19 protein-coding genes and 1 rRNA gene are annotated in these 21,928 nt (G+C 38.9%); 8 read left to right on the forward strand and 12 right to left on the reverse strand.

Annotation, left to right across the window (positions count from 1 at the left end; translation table 11 throughout):
* Positions 1 to 1,029 (reverse strand): 16S ribosomal RNA (locus ACIQAA_RS04650); the annotation flags it as partial.
* 272 nt (positions 1,030 to 1,301) lie between these two features.
* A complete protein-coding gene (locus tag ACIQAA_RS04655; RefSeq protein ID WP_402615629.1) occupies positions 1,302 to 2,177 on the reverse strand; it encodes a nucleotidyltransferase-like protein in 876 nt (291 codons plus the stop codon).
* Positions 2,178 to 2,324: 147 nt separating this feature from the next.
* Between ACIQAA_RS04655 and ACIQAA_RS04660 the strand changes: the two genes are divergently transcribed.
* Positions 2,325 to 2,690 carry a YgzB family protein gene (locus ACIQAA_RS04660; RefSeq protein WP_283863911.1) on the forward strand — a complete coding sequence of 122 codons (366 nt, stop codon included), beginning with the start codon at positions 2,325 to 2,327 and terminating at the stop codon, positions 2,688 to 2,690.
* A gap of 18 nt (positions 2,691 to 2,708) precedes the next feature.
* On the opposite strand, the gene perR is transcribed toward ACIQAA_RS04660, so the two are convergent.
* The 5 genes from perR to ACIQAA_RS04685 form a co-directional block, all read right to left on the reverse strand.
* On the reverse strand, positions 2,709 to 3,146 hold the full coding sequence (gene perR, locus ACIQAA_RS04665; protein WP_179602546.1) for a peroxide-responsive transcriptional repressor PerR: 438 nt from the start codon (positions 3,144 to 3,146) through the stop codon (positions 2,709 to 2,711).
* Positions 3,147 to 3,251: 105 nt separating this feature from the next.
* Complete coding sequence (locus ACIQAA_RS04670; RefSeq protein WP_402615633.1) at positions 3,252 to 3,806, reverse strand: cob(I)yrinic acid a,c-diamide adenosyltransferase; 555 nt, start codon at positions 3,804 to 3,806, stop codon at positions 3,252 to 3,254.
* Between the two features lie 293 nt (positions 3,807 to 4,099).
* Positions 4,100 to 4,738 carry an MBL fold metallo-hydrolase gene (locus tag ACIQAA_RS04675; RefSeq protein WP_402615636.1) on the reverse strand — a complete coding sequence of 213 codons (639 nt, stop codon included), beginning with the start codon at positions 4,736 to 4,738 and terminating at the stop codon, positions 4,100 to 4,102.
* Entirely contained in the window at positions 4,707 to 4,808 is a 102-nt protein-coding gene (locus ACIQAA_RS04680; RefSeq protein ID WP_402615639.1) for an LmrA/YxaF family transcription factor, read from the reverse strand. Before ACIQAA_RS04680 ends, ACIQAA_RS04675 begins: the two co-directional genes overlap by 32 nt.
* Before the next feature lie 5 nt (positions 4,809 to 4,813).
* On the reverse strand, positions 4,814 to 5,176 hold the full coding sequence (locus tag ACIQAA_RS04685; protein WP_402615642.1) for a TetR/AcrR family transcriptional regulator: 363 nt from the start codon (positions 5,174 to 5,176) through the stop codon (positions 4,814 to 4,816).
* A 140-nt stretch (positions 5,177 to 5,316) separates the two neighbouring features.
* On the opposite strand from ACIQAA_RS04685, the gene ACIQAA_RS04690 reads away from it, so the two are divergent.
* A complete protein-coding gene (locus tag ACIQAA_RS04690; RefSeq protein ID WP_402615645.1) occupies positions 5,317 to 6,075 on the forward strand; it encodes an IclR family transcriptional regulator in 759 nt (252 codons plus the stop codon).
* Positions 6,076 to 6,164: 89 nt separating this feature from the next.
* Here ACIQAA_RS04690 and bcp read toward each other — a convergent pair whose 3' ends face one another.
* Together bcp and ACIQAA_RS04700 are read right to left on the reverse strand one after the other, a co-directional pair.
* Positions 6,165 to 6,635: a thioredoxin-dependent thiol peroxidase gene (gene bcp, locus ACIQAA_RS04695; protein WP_402615648.1), complete on the reverse strand. Its 471-nt coding sequence runs from the start codon at positions 6,633 to 6,635 to the stop codon at positions 6,165 to 6,167.
* A gap of 65 nt (positions 6,636 to 6,700) precedes the next feature.
* The gene (locus tag ACIQAA_RS04700; RefSeq protein WP_402615650.1) at positions 6,701 to 7,105 is read right to left on the reverse strand and encodes an ion channel; all 405 of its coding nucleotides are present in this window, start codon (positions 7,103 to 7,105) and stop codon (positions 6,701 to 6,703) included.
* Positions 7,106 to 7,280: 175 nt separating this feature from the next.
* On the opposite strand from ACIQAA_RS04700, the gene ACIQAA_RS04705 reads away from it, so the two are divergent.
* From ACIQAA_RS04705 to ACIQAA_RS04730, 6 genes are all read left to right on the forward strand, one after another.
* Positions 7,281 to 8,576 carry a glutamate-1-semialdehyde 2,1-aminomutase gene (locus tag ACIQAA_RS04705; RefSeq protein WP_402615653.1) on the forward strand — a complete coding sequence of 432 codons (1,296 nt, stop codon included), beginning with the start codon at positions 7,281 to 7,283 and terminating at the stop codon, positions 8,574 to 8,576.
* A gap of 299 nt (positions 8,577 to 8,875) precedes the next feature.
* On the forward strand, positions 8,876 to 13,345 hold the full coding sequence (locus tag ACIQAA_RS04710) for a glutamate synthase-related protein (RefSeq protein WP_402615656.1): 4,470 nt from the start codon (positions 8,876 to 8,878) through the stop codon (positions 13,343 to 13,345).
* A gap of 193 nt (positions 13,346 to 13,538) precedes the next feature.
* A complete protein-coding gene (locus tag ACIQAA_RS04715; protein ID WP_402615659.1) occupies positions 13,539 to 14,612 on the forward strand; it encodes an FUSC family protein in 1,074 nt (357 codons plus the stop codon).
* Between the two features lie 316 nt (positions 14,613 to 14,928).
* Positions 14,929 to 15,210, forward strand: a complete 282-nt coding sequence (locus ACIQAA_RS04720) for a hypothetical protein (protein ID WP_402615662.1) — start codon at positions 14,929 to 14,931, stop codon at positions 15,208 to 15,210.
* Between the two features lie 333 nt (positions 15,211 to 15,543).
* On the forward strand, positions 15,544 to 16,365 hold the full coding sequence (locus tag ACIQAA_RS04725; protein WP_402615664.1) for a mechanosensitive ion channel family protein: 822 nt from the start codon (positions 15,544 to 15,546) through the stop codon (positions 16,363 to 16,365).
* 263 nt (positions 16,366 to 16,628) lie between these two features.
* Positions 16,629 to 17,555, forward strand: a complete 927-nt coding sequence (locus ACIQAA_RS04730) for a glycoside hydrolase family 43 protein (protein ID WP_402615667.1) — start codon at positions 16,629 to 16,631, stop codon at positions 17,553 to 17,555.
* A 67-nt stretch (positions 17,556 to 17,622) separates the two neighbouring features.
* Here ACIQAA_RS04730 and ACIQAA_RS04735 read toward each other — a convergent pair whose 3' ends face one another.
* From ACIQAA_RS04735 to ACIQAA_RS04745, 3 genes are all read right to left on the reverse strand, one after another.
* Positions 17,623 to 18,855, reverse strand: coding sequence for an MFS transporter (locus ACIQAA_RS04735; protein WP_402615670.1), 1,233 nt, complete (start codon positions 18,853 to 18,855; stop codon positions 17,623 to 17,625).
* Between the two features lie 23 nt (positions 18,856 to 18,878).
* Positions 18,879 to 19,943 (reverse strand): ROK family transcriptional regulator, encoded by a 1,065-nt coding sequence (locus ACIQAA_RS04740; protein WP_402617049.1) that lies wholly within the window; start codon positions 19,941 to 19,943, stop codon positions 18,879 to 18,881.
* Between the two features lie 186 nt (positions 19,944 to 20,129).
* On the reverse strand, positions 20,130 to 21,905 hold the full coding sequence (locus ACIQAA_RS04745) for an ABC transporter ATP-binding protein (RefSeq protein WP_402615673.1): 1,776 nt from the start codon (positions 21,903 to 21,905) through the stop codon (positions 20,130 to 20,132).
* Positions 21,906 to 21,928: the final 23 nt, after the last annotated feature.

The raw sequence follows: 21,928 nt of genomic DNA on the forward strand, positions 1-21,928 counted from the left end.
GTCCTATCTCTAGGAGTGTCAGAGGATGTCAAGACCTGGTAAGGTTCTTCGCGTTGCTTCGAATTAAACCACATGCTCCACCGCTTGTGCGGGCCCCCGTCAATTCCTTTGAGTTTCAGCCTTGCGGCCGTACTCCCCAGGCGGAGTGCTTAATGCGTTAGCTGCAGCACTAAAGGGCGGAAACCCTCTAACACTTAGCACTCATCGTTTACGGCGTGGACTACCAGGGTATCTAATCCTGTTTGCTCCCCACGCTTTCGCGCCTCAGCGTCAGTTACAGACCAGAAAGCCGCCTTCGCCACTGGTGTTCCTCCACATCTCTACGCATTTCACCGCTACACGTGGAATTCCGCTTTCCTCTTCTGTACTCAAGTCCCCCAGTTTCCAATGACCCTCCACGGTTGAGCCGTGGGCTTTCACATCAGACTTAAAGGACCGCCTGCGCGCGCTTTACGCCCAATAATTCCGGACAACGCTTGCCACCTACGTATTACCGCGGCTGCTGGCACGTAGTTAGCCGTGGCTTTCTGGTTAGGTACCGTCAAGGTACCGGCAGTTACTCCGGTACTTGTTCTTCCCTAACAACAGAGCTTTACGACCCGAAGGCCTTCATCGCTCACGCGGCGTTGCTCCGTCAGACTTTCGTCCATTGCGGAAGATTCCCTACTGCTGCCTCCCGTAGGAGTCTGGGCCGTGTCTCAGTCCCAGTGTGGCCGATCACCCTCTCAGGTCGGCTACGCATCGTCGCCTTGGTGAGCCGTTACCTCACCAACTAGCTAATGCGCCGCGGGCCCATCTGTAAGTGTCAGCCGAAACCGACTTTCAGCTTTTCCTCATGAGAGGAAAAGGATTATCCGGTATTAGCTCCGGTTTCCCGAAGTTATCCCAGTCTTACAGGCAGGTTGCCCACGTGTTACTCACCCGTCCGCCGCTAACCAAAAGGTGCAAGCACCTTAAGATTCGCTCGACTTGCATGTATTAGGCACGCCGCCAGCGTTCGTCCTGAGCCAGGATCAAACTCTCCAAGAAAGTTGATTAGCTCATTTTGTTACGTTGGCTAGTTTCTATAGAAGAAACTAATATTTTTTGTTGACGTTCTTGTTTGTTTAGTTTTCAAAGAGCAATTATCACTATCGCTCGTAAGCGACTTTTATAATATAACACAAATCATTTCACAGTGTCAATATTATTTTAATAAAAAAAGAAAACCGTCACCCGCGATAACGTTATTTCATTCGTTCGCAGCGACGGTTATTAATATACCAAGTATCTCAAAAAAGGTCAATAGTTTTTATTATTTTTTACAATAACTTTTTACTTACCTGGTAACATCGATGATAAATACCATGTCCCTTTGTTTCTAGACTAACAACATCAATTAACCCTTTTTCAATTAGATACTCAATTAGGACGGCCAAATCAACAGAATAAGGGATCAACTCGTTATCATTCTGGATCTCATTGAAAGACCAGCATTCTTTCGTACTTAGAACTTCTAGCAGATGAGCACAGCCAACTTTCGTACGAGAATGTATCATAAACTCGCTGGCCAAAAATAATAACTCCAGCCTTTTTTCAATTGGCTCTTCACTGTTTACAAGCTCTTCATATAATTTTACTATTTCGGGTTCTATCTGTTTAACCTGCTGCCAAACCGTTAATTCAGGATGAAGACCATTTTCAATTACGGCTAGCCGCGCTAAGTGGTGAAGCGAATGAACAACATAATTATAGGCGTCAAGGTATTGTTTATTTTCAAAGAGGGCCTTTCCATCGACATACCTTCTAATTAATTTCGCAAATTCTAACCCCATTTTAATTTTTCGTCCATTAAACGGAAATTCACGGAGCTCTGTTTTAAGATTTTCAATGTACTCATTACGGTCAAATAAAATTTTTGCAGTATGCAGCCATTCAAATATTTTTCGATTCGTTCCTAATAAAAGCCAATCTTTTAATTGCGCCTCTGTTATAATATGCATTGCTGCCTTGCTGTCGTTATAAGTATAATGCTTTATTGATAACGGCTGTTCTCCCTCTTTTACTATGATTAAGAGAATTACATCAAAGGTGTCTGTGGTATGGCTTGATTTATGTCTTTTTTCTATCATCAATACACCAAGTGTATTGGATTGACTAGCCCGTTCCTGATATATGGGCCGAAGAATGTCTTTCATCCTCATTCCTCCATTTTTCTCGATAACTATATGTTCGACAGTAATAAAGAATCTCCTTCTTATACAGAAGACAAATTTCGACATTCTTTAACATAACATTTTTTCGGCAGATGTAAATATGGTATAGTTTGTCTAGGAGGGAGAAATATGGCTAAATATTCAAGTAAAATTAATAAAATCCGCAGTTTTGCATTATCCTTAATATTTATCGGCTTTATTGTTATGTATGGTGGAATATACTTTCGCAACTCTCCACTTATTATGACCATCTTTATGCTTTTCGGGCTGTTATTTATCATTGCAAGTACAGTCGTTTACTTCTGGATCGGGATGTTATCAACTAAAACCATACAGGTAAAATGTCCAAGCTGTGGGAAACACACAAAAATGCTGGGGAAAGTGGATATGTGTATGTATTGCCGTGAACCTTTAACACTTGATCCCAATCTTGAAGGCAAAGAGTTTGATGAATCCTATAATAAGAAGTCAAAAAATAAAAAGCCGATATCTTAATCGGCTTTTTTTGAAATATTAATGTACTTCTTTACTGGTACACTCAGGACAAGTCCCGTAAATCTCCATACGATGATTATTTACCTTAAAGCCTGTAACATGCGAAGCAAGCTGTTCCACTTCATCTAACCCAGGATAATGGAAATCAACGATTTTTCCGCAGTTCTCACAAATCACATGATAATGATGTGATGTAACAAAATCGAATCGACTGGAAGCATCACCATATGTTAATTCTTTTACTAAACCTACCTCACGAAATACTCGTAAATTATTGTAAACTGTTGCCACACTCATATTAGGGAATTTCCCTTCAAGGGCTTTATAAATATCATCTGCTGTAGGATGTGACATCGAGTTTATTAAATATTCAAGTATCGCATGACGTTGTGGAGTAATACGCACTCCAGTTTCTTTTAAGGTTTCCAACGCTTCTTTTAACTGATTCATCGCCATGCACCTCTATTCCAAAAAAATTCTTAAATTATAATTGTTATAATTAGTTTACTAAGGAATTAATACTTTTGTCAATATTGTTATATCATTATTAGGTAATTGTTATTATTTTTCTTGGTGTAACGTCTGCTCTTTTATCCCCACAGCATGATTAACATATCGAGCTGTAACAAATAAAAGGTCTGATAGCCGATTTAAATAAGCCAATACAAGAGAATTAACATCTTCCCCCAATGAAACTGCACATCTTTCCGCTCTTCTGGCTGTTGTACGTGCAACATGGAATGCTGCACCAGCGGAATGTCCTCCAGGCAGGATAAAATTAGTGAGTTCCGGAAGAGATTCATTTAATTCGTCAATTTGCTTTTCCATTTCTTCAACATCACTAGCATTGAGAGACCACTTTACTTCCTTTCCTTTAGGGGTTGCCAGCTCCGCACCAACGTGAAAAAGATTTGTTTGTATTTTATGATACATATTCTCTATTAATTCTTTCTTTTGAAAAGATTCATCTTTTAAATAACTTAATGCAAGTCCAATCATTGAATTTGTTTCATCACAGGTCCCATATGCCTCAACACGCAAATCATTTTTCGCGACCCTTTGCCCATAGATCAACGATGTTGTTCCTTTGTCACCCGTTTTCGTATAAATTTTCATATTCTTTCCCCCAATTTTGTTTATTTCTTATTATATATGTACCCCATTTGTTTACTTCATTTTATCACCTAATAGGCTGCCAATAAAACATGAAACAAAGTGGTTACGATCAATCCATAAAAAAAAGGGTCGATTACCGACCCAACAAGTTTTATCTGAGGAGGTATGCCCTAATAAAATGATATTCAAATTGCATTCTTTTGCATTGGACAAATGCCTCTTCTATATAAAATAGGCTATGCTTTAGTGATGCCAAATCCCTTTTGATCTATGGATTAATTGCGAGCCCATCTTCAGCAGCTATAATTTCCCCTTTTAAAACCTTTTGCTGAAAATACTTTTGAAATACTCTCAATATCTACATTACCCAGACCAATATGGGTTAAGACCACCTTTTTAGCTTTTGAATCTGCTGCCATTTTTGCAAGATCCTCTATGGTAGCATGCGATTGCTTTAAACCATTCTTTAAATTTTCCCGAGCTTGTTCGGGTACAAATGAGAAATCACTCGTTAACATTCCATCAAATACAAGAATTTCTGCATACTTTGCAAAAGATGCAAAATTCTCCGAATAAGTTAAATCACCTGAAACCACTACACTTTTCCCATCTGCATCAAAGCGATAGGCATAGGTTGGAACGGTATGCGGGACAGGGATGGATGAAATTTTCACACCATCTAGATCCAAACTATAATGATTCTCTGTAACATCTGTAATATTAACATTTGTAAGTAATCCATCCTTTGGCCAGCCTAAACCAGCACGATACTCCAAATCGGTTCTAAAAAAATTCACAGTCGTATCATAAAGCTCTTGGACTTGAGGACCGATTAGATTAAGGGAACGCCTGCCAGTTGGTCCTTGCCAGCCATCAATAAAAATGTTCCAAAAGTCTCCATTATGATCCACATGTTGATGTGCAAACAACATATTTTAGCGGCTGGCTTGATTTTTGTGTTAAACAAAGCATTATTGCACCTTCTATAGAAGCAATCATCATGAGAGCTATAGAATTTGCGTTTTCTTTTGAAAAAGAGAACCTATTTCGCTTACGATGCTTGTGAATGTTGATACAACAATCCTGCCTTCTTTTTCAAAGTCCGATACTAATATGTCAATCATCGCCAGGGTGGCTTCTTGAGTCGATGGATATTGTTTGAAAATATTCTTCATATGTGTAGTAATCGTTTCGTCAATTGACTTAAGACAAGCCATTAGTAATTCTTCTTTGCCATCTGGAAAGTGATGATAAAACGAACCTTTTGAAATATTACATGCTTTTATGATTTCGGTTACTCCTACACCCTTATATCCTTTTTGCTGGAATAGTGGTATTGAAATGTCAATTATCTGTAATTTCGTATCCATTTAATAGAAAAACCCCTTCATCCTTACAGGTCTTTTTATTACTATAGCAATAAAATTTTCCATTTTTGAAGAAATTCACTATAATTGTTTACAACACTAGCTATTAAAATATAGGGATTAGGGTCTTTAGGAGGTTTGATATGGAAGCAATTAAAAAAGGAACGACCATCCAATCATTAGAAGTAGGGATGAGCGTTATAGAATCAATCGCCAAACAGGGCAGGCCGATAAAATTTTCTGATATTCAAGAGTTAACACAGATTACAAAAAGTAATCTTTATAAATATTTGAATACCTTCACACAATTAGGCATCCTCTATCGTAACAAGGATACCGGAGAATATGTGTTGGGAAGCAAGTTAATTGAATATGGGATGGCGGCAGTGGATCAAGAAAATGTTATCGACCGGGTCTCACCTTTTCTCCATGAAATAAACGTGAAGAGTTCGAATACTGTTTTATTTTCCACTTGGACTCAAAATGGTCCCATGATCGTTAAAGATTTTAATAACAATCGAGGGCTTAATATTGGTGCACAAATTGGAACCTTTCTTCCTATTCGATCAGCAACGGGCAAAGTGTTTATGGCCTTCATGGAGGATCAAAAGATTCGGGAGTGGAAAGCGAAGGAATTTATACAGATTTCTTCAGAGGAGATAAGTCAGCTTGAAGGTGAATGCGAATCCGTAAGAAAGAAAGAAATTGCATTTGCAAGGGAACCGCTGGTCTCTTCCGTGTCTTCCGTTTCCATTCCGGTATTAAACTATAAAAAACAACTCCTTGGAGCTGTAACCGTTGTCGGCTTTTCTGAGTTTATCCCGCAAAATGAAAATAATGAACTATCTCGATATTTATTAGATTTAAGCAAAGAAATATCAGGCAGTTTCGGTTATCGGTGACTTGTGGGGGGATTTCCCCCACTTTTTGTGCATACAAAAAGGCTTTACTCCAATTGAAGTAAAGCTCTTTTAGTGTTAGACATGGAACTTCATGCTAGATTCTCTTTTACATACTGTAAAGCTTCTTCCACATGCCCTTTTACTTTTACTTTTCGCCATTCTTTTGCTATTTTACCTTCTTTATCAATGACAAATGTAGATCTTTCAATTCCCATATACTCTTTACCAAAATTTTTCTTTAATTTCCAAACCTCATACAATTCAGAAACACGGTGATCTTCATCAAATAAAAGTAAGAAAGGCAGGTTATACTTTTCTCTAAATTTTTCATGTTTTTCTATCGGGTCGGGGCTGACTCCAATAATAATGGAATCTAACTGTGAAAAGTCTCCGTGATAATCCCTAAAATCACATGCTTGGGTTGTACAGCCTGGTGTCATATCCTTTGGATAAAAATACAATACAACATTTTTGCCTTTAAAATCTGACAATTTTACTTTTTCACCATTACTAGCTAATAATTCAAAATCAGGAGCTTGTTTGCCTAATTCTATTGTCATACCTACATCACCTCATGGAAAATATACTCTTCCATAAGCCTAACCAAACATGATTAACTATACAACTATTTAATCTCATTAACTTCCCTGTCCATTAGTGCACGAGCTACAAAAGCTGCTGGCATCGTATAGCCTATCAAAGCTTCAACAACGGCAACGATTCTCCCGTAGCCGTGCGGAACAACATCCCCATTTCCGACAGAAAATAAGGTCATCGCACTGAAATAAAAGCTTGTTTCAAAGATGTTATAGTTATTTTCATGATTTACTTCTACAAGTAATGAGATCCCTTTTAATTCAAACAATAAATAGATCAGTCCAAATCCGAGAATAACAGTTAAATAGATAGACCCCAAGAAAAGAGCGTTTTCAATAGAAACAAACTTTCCTTTTATTGCGTTTGGAATAAACAATGTTCTGATACTCATAAAAATACAGAAGATTACGATTGGTAATAAAAAATAAAACATTAGCGGACACCTCTATAGAGTCAGTTAGTCTCATTCTATGCCAGCTTGGACAATAAAATATCCACAATCCATACTAAAACAGCAGGAGCGTAAAATTTTTCAAAAGTAAAACAAATAAAAAGTCGATTAAAAAAGTGCTATTATAGGAAGGAATCCATTTCAAGGAGGAAAGAAAATGCAATTTACAAATTCTGAACGGATACATAATGAAGCGTTAAAACATATTGTTGGCGGTGTAAACAGCCCCTCTCGTTCTTATAAAGCCGTTGGTGGCGGTGCCCCAGTGGTGATGGAGCGTGCTCAAGGAGCTTATTTCTATGATGTGGATGGAAATCAGTATATTGATTATCTAGCTGCCTACGGTCCTATTATCACAGGGCATGCTCACCCACATATTACAGAAGCTATTAAAAAGGCTGCGGAGAGTGGTGTTCTTTACGGCACTCCTACCCCACATGAGGTAAAGTTTGCAAAGATGCTGAAGGAAGCAATGCCTTTTTTAGAAAAGGTTCGTTTTGTGAATTCAGGTACCGAAGCAGTCATGACAACGATTCGGGTTGCTCGCGCCTATACAGGCAGAGATAAGATTATTAAGTTTGCGGGTTGTTATCATGGTCACTCTGACCTAGTTCTGGTTGCTGCCGGGTCAGGCCCATCAACACTAGGGACCCCTGATTCTGCTGGGGTTCCAAAGAGTATTGCGCAAGAAGTGATTACCGTTCCATTTAATGATATTGAACCATTTAAAGAAGCGTTAGAAAAATGGGGCGGTCAAATTGCTGCGGTTCTAGTGGAACCGATTGTCGGGAACTTTGGGATTGTTGAGCCTAAACCTGGTTTCTTACAGCAGGTCAACGACCTTACTCATGCTGCGGGTGCACTTGTCATCTATGATGAAGTCATTACAGCTTTCCGCTTTATGTATGGCGGAGCACAGGATCTATTAGGTATCCAGCCTGATTTAACAGCCCTAGGGAAAATTATTGGCGGTGGTCTGCCGATTGGTGCCTATGGCGGGCGCAAGGAAATTATGGAACGAGTTGCACCACTAGGACCTGCCTATCAAGCGGGAACAATGGCTGGAAATCCAGCTTCCATTCTTTCGGGGATTGCCTGTCTCGAGGTACTAAAGCAAGAGGGAGTTTATGACTACCTCGACCGTTTAGGTGCCATGCTTGAGCAAGGAATTTTGGAAGCAGCGAAAGAGCACAATATTCAAATCACCATCAATCGTTTAAAGGGTGCACTTACTGTTTATTTTACAAATGAAAAAATTGAAAACTATGAGCAGGCAGAAAAAACCGATAGTGAAATGTTCGGAAAGTTCTTTAAGCTAATGCTGCAACAAGGAATAAACCTTGCCCCTTCTAAATATGAAGCCTGGTTCTTAACCATTGCTCATACAGAAGAGGACATTGAGGCTACAATTCATGCGGTAAACAATGCATTTTCTCTACTAAAAGACGAATAAATATACATTTTTCATGCACTAAAAGAGAGTGGTTAACACTCTCTTTATTTTGTTATCTCTCTTTGAAAACGTTTACATTATAACCTTTCTTCATTTTTTAACAATAATTTTCCCTGAATTTTCTATCCACAATTCTGTATATTTATTTGATTTCTGAAAATTCTTATGATAATATTAATTTATTATTCTTAAAACAAATTTTTCTATGGGACTGCGCTTTATTTGTCAAAATTTCTCACATTAAAAAGATAAATAGGAGGTGAAGCGGCTTTAGAGGATCTCCGCTGAAGCCAATTTATATGAATGAAAGATGGACCCCTTCCCTTTTTAAAGATTTCCATAAGCATGAACACGACGCCTGCGGAATTGTCGCTTGTCTCGAAAAGAGCAAGCTGCCAACAAGAAAAAACATTTTTGATTGCATAGATGCCTTAGTAACCATGAATCATCGTGCTGGCTTCATTAACGGTGAAGGTGATGGCGTTGGGATTCATGTTGATATCCCAAAAGCACTCTGGAAAGAAAAATTACAAATAGCCGGTATTGACCCATCACATACAGATAAAGCGAGCTTTGCGGTAGGTCATGTTTTTATCAGCCAAAAGGCTGACTGGTTATCTACTAAACAAGAATTACTTCAAAAACTAAAAAACTTTGATTTAGATATAATCTTTGAAACGAATCAAGTAACCGATTCAAGTGCATTAGGACCGATTGCTATCCAAGAAAATCCTGTTTTCTGGCAATTTGCCTGCCTTTCTGAAAAATCAGGGAAAGAATTAACGAAAGTCTTATTCGAAGCAATCGTCGATTTAGAAACCAATGAATATGTACATGTTGCGTCTCTAAGCCAAAATCATGCCGTATATAAAGTAATGGGTGCTGGCGATATTCTTCCTCGTTACTACAAGGATCTAGCTAGTCCCATTGTTGCTTCAACTATTACTCTTGGTCATAACCGTTATTCTACCAATACCCTTTCCAGCTTTTTCAGAGTACAGCCTTTTAGTGTGCTTGGCCACAATGGAGAAATTAATACCATTGCCAAACTTCGTGATGAAGCAAGAATGATTGGTGTACCACTTGTAAAGGATGGCAGTGACTCACAAGATTTAAGCCGGACAATGGAAACCTTAATTTGCCGTGAAGGGTATACGTTATTCGAGGCAATGGATCTGTTATTCCCGCCAATTATCAATGAAATTAAAGCCTACTCTGAAGATTTACAAGATTTATATACTTATATTCGTGAAGCTTGGGGTCATTTTGCCCAAGGTCCAGCTGGCATTATTTCTAGGTATGGCGATGAAGCTGTTTTTAGTGTAGATGCACTCGGTCTACGTCCGCTTTGGATGCTGGAAATCGAGACTTCTTATTTATTTTCATCTGAGCCGGGTATCATTCCTTCCAGTGAGTATGTAAACGATCCTAAGCCTTTAGCCCCTGGAGAGAAAGTCGGCTTTAAGTGGAACAATGATAAATTAGAAGTTTACGAGCAGAAACGCTTCCAAAATGAGGTTTATAACCGTTTTTCCAACCGCTTGAATCTTGAAAATTCTAGATTACGTTTACAAGTACCATCGTTAGAAAAAACGATTACCATGAATTATCCCGACAAAATTCATAATGGACAATATAAAGCATTTGGCTGGGAAAGAGATCACATTCAATTAATCGAGCAGATGGCTGAAAAAGGTGTCGAGCCTATTCGATCTCTAGGGCATGACGCACCACTAGCTGCTCTTAATCCAGAACGCAAAAATATTGCGGATTATATTAAAGAAAGCGTAGCCGTTGTTACAAATCCGGCGATTGACCGTGACCGTGAAACAGAACATTTTTCTACACGGGTGATTATTGGAAAACGTCCAGGTTTATTCGGTAACGAAAAAACAGAAACCGTTCTTGAATTAACCACCCCCCTTCTTCTAGAGGGCAAGGCTGGTTATAGCTGTTCAGAAGCCATTGGGCAGCCTAGCTTTGATCAAGTCGTTCACCATTTCCAAAAGCAAAAGCTTGTCGCGTTTATTTCGGCATCCTTTAGGAAAGATGAGAATATTGATACGGCTCTAACAAGAATTTCGGATGAAGCCGTTCAAGCAGTTATTTCAGGAAAGAGCCTGCTTGTTCTAGATGATGCAAATGCACATCAGGAAGATTTTTACTGGATTGATCCACATTTAGTAACCTCTGCTGTTGATCAAGCATTGGTAAAGGCAGAATTAAGAAGAAATTGTTCATTAGTGCTGCGCTCTGCAGCCATTCGTTCACTGCATGACATGATCACTGTTTTTGGATTAGGTGCAGATTTAATCAGCCCATACTACATGTTCATGACTGTTCTTGATGAAGACAACAAACCTCTGATTAACCTTTATAATGCTTTATCGAAAGGACTTGAAAAAGTAATATCAACCATTGGAATTCATGAACTTCGCGGATATGGCCGACTATACTCGAGTATCGGCTTACACGAAGATATTGCCAATGTGTTGAATATTGTTAACTTTTTTGGCTCTAAAGAGATCGAGAATGATTTTGAAGCAATGAAGAATGATGCTTTTGCAAGAGCGGAAGATTATCAGAATGAGAAGGAAAGAGTCGGGAAAACTTTCCACCTCTTCCCGCGTATCTGGAAAGCTATAGGTGAAGTTGCTGCTACTGGTGATTACAGTGCTTACCGGGAAAAAATCAGTGAACAAGAAGAGCAAAATCCGACGACTATTCGTCATTTACTTCAATTAAAGAAGAGCAGCCAAGCAATCTCACCGGAAAATGTGAACATTGCAGTTGGTGAGCATGATTTACCATTTATTATTTCTTCCATGTCGTTTGGTTCACAGAATGAGATTGCCTTTAGAGCTTACGCAGAAGGTGCTGACCGCCTAAACATGGTCAGTCTAAATGGTGAAGGCGGCGAAATCAAGGATATGCTTGGTAAATATCCTAAGACTAGAGGACAGCAGATTGCCTCTGGACGTTTTGGTGTAAATGCTGAGCTTTTAAATTCTTCTAATCTATTAGAAATTAAAATCGGGCAAGGTGCAAAGCCTGGTGAAGGCGGACATTTACCTGGTTCTAAGGTAACCGCCAAGGTTGCGGCTGCTCGAAATGCTACACTTGGTTCAGACTTAATTTCACCATCAAACAACCATGATATTTATTCGATCGAGGATCTAGCACAAATGATTCTAGAATTAAAAACAGGTAATGACCAAGCAAAAATTGCTGTAAAAGTACCTGTTGTACCAAATATCGGAACCATTGCTGTAGGGATTGCGAAAGCAGGCGCTGATATTATTACATTAAGTGGTTTTGATGGCGGTACAGGTGCTGCCAGAATTCATGCGCTTCAGCATGTTGGCCTTCCTGTTGAAATTGGAGTAAAAGCGGCCCATAATGCCCTTCTAGAAAGCGGACTCCGTAACAAAGTAGAGTTGTGGGCAGATGGTGGAATGAAGAGTGCTTTAGATGTCATGAAGGTTATGCTGCTTGGGGCAAACCGTGTTGGTTTCGGAACTCTATCCATGCTGGCAATCGGATGTACAACATGTCGTGGATGTCATTTAGATACCTGTCACGTTGGAATTGCCACTCAAATTGAATCTGAAGTTCAAGCGAAGGAACATGGACTTCGCCGCTTTGTACCACGTCAACTTGACTTAGCTGTGAATGGAATTATGAATCTATTTTCATCCTTTGCAAATGAATTAAAAGCTCTGGCAGCTTCTGTCGGTATTACTAATTTGCAGGATGCAGTTGGACGTTCTGATTTATTGGAGCAGGTTAAAGGAAAAAATCAGCTTAGCCTATCGTATTTATTAAAGCCATTAGAAATTAGCCAATTCACAAAATCAGAAGAATCCAAGGCATTCCAAGAGGTCCAAATGCAAGTGGCTGTAGGTGCCGAGTATTTAGACGCCAGCGTGGATCAATTACATTCTTCTCGCGAATTTGACAGTGTTACCTCTGAACAGCGTGTACTGGCAAGCAGAGTTTCTTGTCACCGTGTTCGCGGAAGACTTGATGGATCCTACCAACAGCTCCCTCCTGTCCAGCTTAAGTATAAGAATGGCTCGATTCCTGGTAATGGCTTAGGGGCATATAATAGTGGAGGAATTGAAATCACTGTTAACGGCGGCGGTCAAGATGGAGTTGGTAAAACCTCTTTTGGCGGTAATATCTATATCCTGAAATCTAAAGGAAAAGATGGCAATTATTATAATGGTTCTGTCGGAAAAGGCTTTGGTTATGGCGCACAAAAAGGTCTTCTTGTCGCTCAAGGTAATGCTGATGCCCGTGCAGGAATTCGTCTTTCTGGTGCTGATTTAATTGTCGGCGGTTTTGTGAAGCAGCCTATTCCTGAAAAAGAGACTGGAAATATTGGTGCCAATGCAAACATTAAAGGATTTGCCTTTGAATACATGACGAACGGTCGTGGATTAGTGTTAGGAGACCCAGGTCCATGGATTTGTGCCGGTATGACTGGCGGCGTGGTTTATGTCCGCCTGCAGCCAGAGGTTGGCTTAACTGCAGAAGCGATAATGAGAAGGATTGCGAAAGGTGCTAAAGTATCAGTCTTGAGTTTAAGCGAAAATGGTAAAAAAGATGTCAATGAGCTTCTTGGTAAATATACAGATATATTAGAAAATGACGGACAGACAGAAGAGGCATATCTGCTTCGTGCGTTACTCTCTAACCCAGAAGATCACTTCATTCAAATTGTTCCAGTCAAAGAACAAGCTGACCCAGCTGTTTCTACAGAATGATTTAAAAGGAAACGTCCGCTTTATAAAGCGGACGTTCTTTTTTTGTATTTGAACAAATATCTTTAACTATGCTGAAGAAAATTCATATAATATCTCTTGATAAAATGATTTAATCCATGTATAGTACGTAATTGTTCATTAATGAAGTAAACTATGTACAAAATCACACAAATTTGAAAGGAAACCATTTGGAATGAAGTTAGGTGCCCGCATCTTTAAAACGGGAATTGCAATTGTCTTATCCCTTTACTTAGCACAGCTGCTGCACTCACCATCTCCTGTATTGGCAGGCATTGCTGCAATTTTTGCGATCCAGCCAACAATCTATCGTTCCTACTTAACGATTGTTGAACAAATACAAGGGAATTTAATTGGTGCGATTCTTGCAGTGATTTTTGTCCTTTTACTAGGAAATCACATTATCATCATTGGTTTAGCCGCTGTTATTGTTATTATTATCAACCTTAAATTAAATATTGAAAATACAATTGGACTATCTCTTGTAACACTCCTCTCAATTATGGAAACCCCTGGTACCGATTTTATACCGTTTGCCGGAATCCGTTTCTCAACCATCATGATTGGAGTCTTTTCTGCCTTTGTGGTAAACCTTGTTTTTCTGCCGCCTAAATATGAAAATAAGCTGTATTTTAAAATTACAGGAACAACAGAGGAAATTATTCGCTGGATACGATTAAGTACTCGGCATGACTTTGACCACAATGTGCTAAAGGTTGATATTGAAAAATTAAAAGACAATTTAATTAAGATAGAACAGTTTTATTTAATGTATAAAGAAGAAAGAAGTTATTTTAAAAAGATTAGCTTAGAAAAGTCAAGAAAACTAGTGGTCTTCAGGCAGATGAGCTCCACTGCCAAAAGGGCACTGGATACATTAAAAAAACTTCATCGATTTGAAAACGAAATTCTTCATCTGCCAGAAAACTTTCAACAGTCGATCCAAGAGCAGCTCGACAGTGTCATTTACCACCATGAGCAATTAATGCTGCGGTTTATTGGCAAAGTTCCAACACCCTTGGACAATGAAACGAATACCTGTATTAATAATAAGGAACTATTCGAGTTATTCTTAAGCCATCAAAAGCTCTACAGCGACCAAGACGATCCGCATTTATATCATACCATGCAGGTGATTTCTTCCATTATCGATTACGGGGAGCAGGTAGAGCATCTTGATACATTGGTTACAAGCTTTCATTCTTTCCATCATAATGAAGTAACCATTGAGCAGAAGGAAATTGAATAAAAAAGGAAAACTTACCAGAGTTCTGGTAAGTTTTTTTGACATATTAGGAGTGTTTCAAGTGTCAACTATTAACATCTTTTTTAGATTCATTTCTCCCAACAGCTAATCCTAAAAGACCACCTGAAAAAAAGATTATAAAATTATTTACCTTCATTTCTCCTGTAAATATGGTCGTTAAAATTAATGTGATTATACCAATCCCCATTATGAAAAATACTCTTAGTGAGTAAAACCATTTAGGTTGGGCAAAATATGTTCGGGAACAGGCACGCTAGAACGCGATTCTTCCCGATTACAAAAAAGGGAGTGAAATGAAATGACTGAAAATAACAAACGCAATCGCAACGACGGAAATGCAAACCAAGCTGGTAACAATGCGACTAATCAAGGTGGCAGTGACGTTGGTGAAGCAGTAGGTACAGTAGGAGGCGGTGCTGCAGGTGCCGCTGCAGGTTCTGTTTTGGGACCACTTGGTACAGTTGCAGGCGGTCTTGCAGGCGGTGCGCTTGGTAACCAAGTGGGCGAGGAATTTGGCGGCAATAACAATTCTGCAAACAACCGTAATGCGAACAATAACAGGGGTTCTAGAAACGAGTAATTACAGTTAGGGGGCATGAGGAATCTGCCCCTTTTAGTTTAACTCTCAAATTTATATAAAAAAATGAGAGATGAGTTACTTGTTCTTGAACTAATCTCAACAGTTAGTCCAATAAGAACTAAAGCCAAAAAAGGGTATTAATCTTGCTTAGGATGAATTCCCGCAATTGAATTTATCTCTATATGTTTTAATATCCATTCAACAGCGGAACCACAAATTGTTCCCCAAGAAGCCCCGATAGGGCTTCTTTTTTTAATGGAAGCATGCTATCTTTAAAGTTTGTTGATAACGACATTACTTTGGTATAGTGTAAAAAAAGTGGGGGTTGATAGGATGTTTTTCTTAGGACTGTATGAGCAGTTGCCTGTAAAAATATTAACGGTGGCACTGCTGATTATACTCACGGTATATTTAATCCGCAAATCCATTAAGCTTTTCTTTGACAAAACGAGCTTCTTGGATGAAAAGCGGGAAGAGACATTGATGCATTTCTCCAACCAGGTGACAAAGGTATTGGGACTGGTGTTCTTCTTTATTTATGTCCTAAGCTATTTAGGCTTCGACCTGGCAAAGCTTGTCACTGGTTCGGTGGTGGTGGCAGGTGCCTTGGCATTGATCCTCCAGCATATCATCCGCGATTACATTATGGGGCTGACCTACTTGTTTGAGCGCCAGATTCATCACGGGGATTATGTCATCATCAATGGAAACCGTCAGGGAAAAATCGAGGAAATCAGCATGCGCCACCTGAAGATTCGACAGTATGACGGATATCTCTATACGGTCTCTTACAGCAACATTACTGAACTTCAGAACGGGAACCGGGGAAGGCGCCGGGTAAACGAAAGCCTTGTCCTAAACTATAGGCAAAACCCTGATGATGCCTTCAAGGTGATGGAGGAAGTGGCACAAATATGCAACGAGAAATACGGTGAATACTTGTTGAAGGATGAGAACGGGGTTCCCCTGGAGAGTTACAAATTCAACCAAATCACCGAACTGAACGTGGATTTCAGGGGTCACCGGTATTCAATATCAGGCCTTGTGAAGGAAACGGATTTGGTTGAAGCGGGCAAAAAGCTGAGGTATGAACTGGCAATGGCTGCCTACAAGAACGAGTTAATGATGGCAGAGAGTCTCAACACAAGCCAATAAAAATTAAAATAGCAAGAGTTCATCCTCTCTTGCTTTCTCCATAATAACAAAAGCCTCCATATGGCAGCCTTCCGTTCAATAACAAATTTATATCTCTCAGTTAAATAAAGTCAGATGCAAAGGCGATCGCCTCTTGTGAAAAAAATGTAATTGACTCCTACATTTCTACTGATTTTTCATTGTTTTAGTCTGATATATAGATTGAATCACTCCTTTAATGATGAGAACATTTATATAATATTTCATTGGAAGGAGTTAACAAAATGCCATATTATAAGAAAGAATATGAAGCCTATCTATTTGTGCATTTTATTCATGAAGACGAGCGCAGAGATGACTTAGAGCAGGTCTACTTTTCCGTTAGTAAGGATGGCTTGCAATGGGAAACTCTTAATGAAAAGAAACCGATATTGACATCAAAGTTAGGAGATTTGGGGATAAGAGATCCATTTATTATCCGTTCTCCAAAAGATAATAAATTTTATATAATAGGCACTGATTTATCGATGTATTATCGTAAGGATTGGGATGAGGTACAGAAAACTGGAAGTCAGCATATTGTGGTTTGGGAGTCTAAAGATTTAATTAATTGGTCAGAACAACGATTAATTAAGGTTGGACCGGAAACTGCAGGCTGCGTTTGGGCCCCAGAAGCAATTTATGATAAAGAAGCAGATGATTTTCTAGTATTCTGGGCTGCAAGAGAGAACTTTGGGCTTGAGAAACATAGAATCTATTATTCTAAAACGAAGGATTTTATAAATTTTACTGAGCCCTACATATATATTGAAAGAGAGAATCATATTATTGACACAACCATTATTGAAGAGGACGGTAAATATTATCGTTTTTCAAAAGACGAGACAGTTAAAACTATTACCGTAGAGGTTTCCGAAGCTTTACTTGGAGAGTTTACTCCACTAGATACGAATCTCAAAAATATAATCGGAGTTGAGGGGCCAGCCTGTTTTAAAATAAAAGGTGAAGATAGATGGTGCTTATTACTCGATCATTATGCGGTTGAGAAAAAATATATACCTTACTATACAACAGACTTAAAGACAGCTCAATTTACTAAGGGTCAAGAAGATTTGGATATACCTGTTAATTCTAAGCATGGTGGTGTTATGCCAATCACAATGAATGAGTACAACGCTGTGGTCGAAGCCTATGGAAAAAGTAATAATTAGCTTCTGGCAAAATTAGCGAAGGCGATGCTCCCCTAAGCATCGCCCCCCTTATTTCTATAGCATTATATTAAATGGCTGTTGAGCTCGTATGTTTCTTCTTTAATAAATCCTTCTGTTTCAGGAGGCTATTTAATTTTTCTGAACTTAAAAGCATAGCTGTAACAAATAAAACAATACAGATTGGGAAGATACCTATAGTTGAACGAGACGCAATGAACCCAAGAAGAGGCGGCATAAAGGTACTGCCTGTATAGGCAACAGCCATTTGATAACCCATAATTGTCTGGGAATGCTGCTTACCAAAACGTGCTGGTGTCTCTTGTAACATACATGGAAATATTGGTGCCAGCCCAAATCCAATCATAATAAAGCCTACAAGCGAGAAACTGGCTGGCAATGGCAGGAATAGAAGTACAGCACCGACTAATGCTAGTATTTGACCCATCCGAATAAGAGTAAGATTACTAATTTTAAAGGTAATAAAGCCTGTAATAAATCTACCAATTGTTATTCCTGCGTAGTAAAAGGAAACCCATTGGGCTGCAAGTGCTACGGGTAACTCTTTTACATTTACCAAAAAGCTGCTTCCCCAGAGACCCACTGTTGATTCAACCCCACAATAAAACAAGAAGGACGCTAGAGCCAGTTTTACTCCTTTAATTTGTAAAGGTTTAACTTCTTCCGATTTATCTTTATTAAATTCATCGCTTGAATTTTCGTGCTCTTCATTTAATGGAACATTACTGTTTTTTGTCACTCTATTCCATAAAGGCAAAGTCAGAAATAGGATGATAATTAAGGTAAACTGAATTCCAGAAATAGCAAAATATCCATTTCTCCAAGAATTTTGTCCCGAAATAAACTGAGCCATTAAAATCGGGCCAAGTGTAGCTCCAACTCCCCAAAAACAGTGTAACCAACTCATATGGTGTGCTTTATAATTTGCAGCAACATAATCATTCAATCCTGCGTCAACTGCACCTGCTCCTAATCCAAGTGGTATGGCACATACAATTAACCAAACAACCGATGGGGCAAAATGAAATCCAAGTAAAGCACCTGCAGTCATTAAGACGCTGACAAATGTGACTTTGCCTGTCCCGAATCGTTTAAGTACCTTTCCGCTGACTAAACTGGAGATAATTGTACCGCTTGATACTGTCATAAAAAGGAATCCAGCCGTCTCAAGCGGAGCCCCAAAGTCTGATTGCATCACGGGCCACGCTACCCCTATCAACGAATCAGGTAAACCTAAGCTAATAAAAGCCAAATAAATGATGACTAAAAGGAATGTTGTCATACTTAAACCTCGCATTAAATGATTTAGTGGTCATATGTATTATCCGATTTGTTTTTCTTGCTTGTTCCGTTCATCATGAGATTAAGTCCAAGACTTTGTAATCCAAATAAATAATCTTGTTTCCAATTACCCATTGTAAGGTCTGGAAGATGCTCTGACGGGATATATTTTGAGCTGCCTATGGCAATTTTGTTTAATATTGTTTGTTCAACTTCATCTTTACAAAAAATGATGGTATGAGGGTTTATGATAGCCACAAAAGAGGCAACTAGTCTGCTAATTGCATCAATCTCATTATCGTGACTGATAGTACCTTTAATAGGTCTACTTCCGTTTTCCAAAGCTTGCCCAAAATTTCGGTCATCGTACTGAGGAACGAATGAAATCTCCCCAGAGAAGAAAGTACTTCCTCGGACCACATCTCCATTTATCATGATTCCTGCGCCTGGACCATTTTGACCTGAATACAAATAAATAAGGGATTTCTTGTCTTTGATTCCCATACTATCGTGATATCCAAGCACTGCCGCATTCATATCGTTTTCTATTACAACAGGAATAGAGAATCTATTCTCCAAGAATCCCTTCAAGTTAAAATTTTGAAGATGTTCATAACCTGGTATATAAAAGATCCGCCCATTATCAACGGAACCGGGCACACCAATAGCTATTGAACTAATTTTCGGATATTTCTCCACTATCTCTTCAATACACCTGGTTAATAATGTTAACTCAGGTTGTACTAATAAACTGGATGTTTTTCCTGCCTCCTTCTTTTCTCCTAAACAGTTAAAAACAATATAATTTGTTTCTGTTCTTTCCAAAAAGATAGCCAACCCAAACATATACTCGGAATTGTATGTATATCTTTTCGCCCTTCTTCCACCACTTGAATCGTCAAGTCCAATTGGGATTATTTCCCCGTCCTTTTCCATCTGTGCTAAGAATTTACTAATTGTAGGGAAACTAATTCCTAATTTATCGCTAAGTTCAACTTTCGTTGCACTTCCAAGTTCTAAGAGTGATTTACGAATACCGGTAAGGATTACCTTCCTCATTGATTTTGGAGTTGCATTCACTTCGGTCACCACCTATTAAATGAACTTATTAAAGAAGTTTAATAAGTATTCATCAAAAAACTTATTAAACTTCTTTAATAAGTGATGTGGTTAATATATCATATAAAATTACTGTATACAATAAAGATAAAGTAAATTCTTGCTGCATACAAAAAAAATGACGTATCCCAATACGTCATTTCTTGTTGTTCTTTTCTACGCTTGCAGCGGAGCTTTTTCTTTATGCTGTTCCAACTGCTGCACTTGAAATAATTTATAATAATGGCCTTGTTTCGCCATTAATTCCTCATGATTACCCACTTCGACAATTTTGCCATGTTCGATTAAGACAATTCGATCAGCATGGGTGATGGTGGATAAACGGTGGGCTACCACAAAGGTCGTCCGATCCTTTGCCAGCTTATCTAGGGCTTCTTGGATAAGGTGTTCACTTTCTAAATCAAGAGCCGAAGTTGCTTCATCTAATAATAAAATCGGCGGGTTTCTTAAAAACACGCGGGCGATAGCCACTCTTTGCTTTTGACCACCCGAAAGCTTTACTCCTCTTTCTCCAACCTTCGTATCATATCCTTTTGCCAAATTCACGATAAAATCGTGTGCATTGGCCGCTTTGGCTGCTTGATAGACTTCTTCATCCGTTGCGCCAGGTTTTCCCAATAAGATGTTGTTCTTAACAGAATCACTAAATAAGATATTGTCCTGAAAAACCACCCCTATTTTATCCCGTAAGGATTGGACCTGGAAGTGGCGGATATCCACTCCATCTAAGAGGATTTTTCCTTCCGTGATATCGTAGAAACGAGGAATCAGGCTGACAAGTGTCGACTTGCCTCCACCACTCATCCCAACAAGGGCAATCGTCTCACCTTTTTTTACATCAAGGTTGATGTTTTTCAAAATCATTTCCTCAGATTCATTGTAGGTAAATTGAACTTGATCAAATGTAATGTCCCCCTTCACATCCTTGCACTCAACGGCATTGGGAGCATCGACAATATCATATTTTTCATCCAGGAATTCAAATACCCTGTCCATAGAGGCGAATGACTGCGTCAGGGTTGTAGAAGAATTCACAAGCCTTCGTAACGGATTGTACAATTTATCAATATAAGCAAAAAACGCCATCATCGTTCCCAGCGATAAATCTCCTTGAATAACTAGGTAGGCTGAGTAGCCGATAACGAGCAAAGGTGCGATATCGGTAATCGTGTTAACGGATGCAAACGCCTTCGCATTCCAGCTGGTGTGCTCTAAGGCTTTATCTAAAAAGTTTTTATTTTGTTTATCAAACTGTGTCTGCTCAAAATCTTCGATTGCAAAGCTTTTTATGACCGGCATCCCTTGCACACGTTCATGGAGGTAGCTCTGAACCTCTGCAAGTGCTTGAGAACGTGACTTTGTGAGTTTTCGCAAATTGCCAAAAAAGTATTTGATCGAGATCGCATAGAGCGGAAATAACAAAATGGAAACCAACGTTAGACTGACATTCATATAAAACATAATGATTATTGCGATAACAATTGTGGCAATATCGAGCCACAGATTCATTAAACCGGTAATGACGAATGTTTTCGTCTGCTCAACATCATTAATAACGCGTGAAATGACCTCTCCTGAACGGGTATTGGAATAATACTTAAAGCTGAGTTTCTGTATATGTGTATACATACGGTCACGGATATCATAAAGAATTTTACTCGATGTCCATTGCGCGAAATATTGGCGGTAATATTCAATCGGCGGTCTTAAGAAAACAAAAACAACGATCATTACCCCCATTATTAAAAGTAATTTTTCTATTTTCTCATCATTGGTTAAACCGCCTTTGCCAATGATATCATCCACAACATATTTAATGAGCATGGGAATGATAAGCGGAATGGCGAATTTTACAACCCCGATAATAATGGTCCCAATAATTTGAAGGCGATATGGCTTAACAAATTCGAGATATCTTCGAACACTACCCAAGATTGGCCCCCCTTTCCTGCAGT

The sequence above is a fragment of the Neobacillus sp. NPDC093182 genome, from assembly GCF_044754045.1.